The following is a 1,435-nucleotide window of genomic DNA, read 5'->3' as shown; positions in this document are numbered from 1 at the left end:
CCTCGAGCTCTTCGGAGCGCGGGGGAGTGGTGGAGCCGACGGACCAGACCTGCAGTAGGTGAGTGATGGGGTGACGCAGGAAGGCAGTCCAGCCCGGGCGGTGGTAGTCCCGGGGCAAGGGTGTAGCCCGAGTGGTAGGCAAATCCGCCACTCATCAAGGGTGAGACCCGATGCCGAGCCGATTGCGGCGAAGTGGATGATCCTATGCTGTCGAGAAAAGCCTCTAGCGAGTTTCATGGCGGCCCGTACCCCAAACCGACTCAGGTGGTCAGGTAGAGAATACCGAGGCGTTCGGGTGAACTATGGTTAAGGAACTCGGCAAAATGCCCCCGTAACTTCGGGAGAAGGGGGGCCATCACCGGTGAGAGCACACGCTGCTTGAGCTGGGGGTGGCCGCAGAGACCAGCGAGAAGCGACTGTTTACTAAAAACACAGGTCCGTGCGAAGCCGTAAGGCGAGGTATACGGACTGACGCCTGCCCGGTGCTGGAACGTTAAGGGGACCGGTCAGCTCCATTTCGGTGGGGCGAAGCTGAGAACTTAAGCGCCAGTAAACGGCGGTGGTAACTATAACCATCCTAAGGTAGCGAAATTCCTTGTCGGGTAAGTTCCGACCTGCACGAATGGCGTAACGACTTCTCGACTGTCTCAACCATAGGCCCGGTGAAATTGCACTACGAGTAAAGATGCTCGTTTCGCGCAGCAGGACGGAAAGACCCCGGGACCTTTACTACAGTTTGATATTGGTGTTCGGTTCGGCTTGTGTAGGATAGCTGGGAGACCGTGAAGCCGCCACGCCAGTGGTGGTGGAGTCGTCGTTGAAATACCAGTCTGGTCGTGCTGGATGTCTAACCTGGGTCCGTGATCCGGATCAGGGACAGTGTCTGATGGGTAGTTTAACTGGGGCGGTTGCCTCCTAAAGGGTAACGGAGGCGCCCAAAGGTTCCCTCAGCCTGGTTGGCAATCAGGTGGTGAGTGTAAGTGCACAAGGGAGCTTGACTGTGAGACCGACGGGTCGAGCAGGGACGAAAGTCGGGACTAGTGATCCGGCGGTGGCTTGTGGAAGCGCCGTCGCTCAACGGATAAAAGGTACCCCGGGGATAACAGGCTGATCTTCCCCAAGAGTCCATATCGACGGGATGGTTTGGCACCTCGATGTCGGCTCGTCGCATCCTGGGGCTGGAGTCGGTCCCAAGGGTTGGGCTGTTCGCCCATTAAAGCGGTACGCGAGCTGGGTTTAGAACGTCGTGAGACAGTTCGGTCCCTATCCGCTGCGCGCGCAGGAGTCTTGAGAAGGGCTGTCCCTAGTACGAGAGGACCGGGACGGACGAACCTCTGGTGTGCCAGTTGTTCTGCCAAGGGCATGGCTGGTTGGCTACGTTCGGGAGGGATAACCGCTGAAAGCATCTAAGCGGGAAGCCTGCTTCGAGATGAGG

General features: G+C 58.4%; 1 rRNA gene (cut by a window edge). It reads left to right on the top strand.

Annotated elements, in window-relative coordinates:
- Positions 1 to 1,435, top strand: a 23S ribosomal RNA gene (locus ACWEQO_RS34565); its annotated part reaches 1,671 nt to the left of the window's first position; the annotation flags it as partial.

Source organism: Streptomyces sp. NPDC004051 (assembly GCF_053604275.1).
Note: the sequence above shows the minus strand (reverse complement) of the source record. Positions and strands in the feature narration are given on the sequence as shown.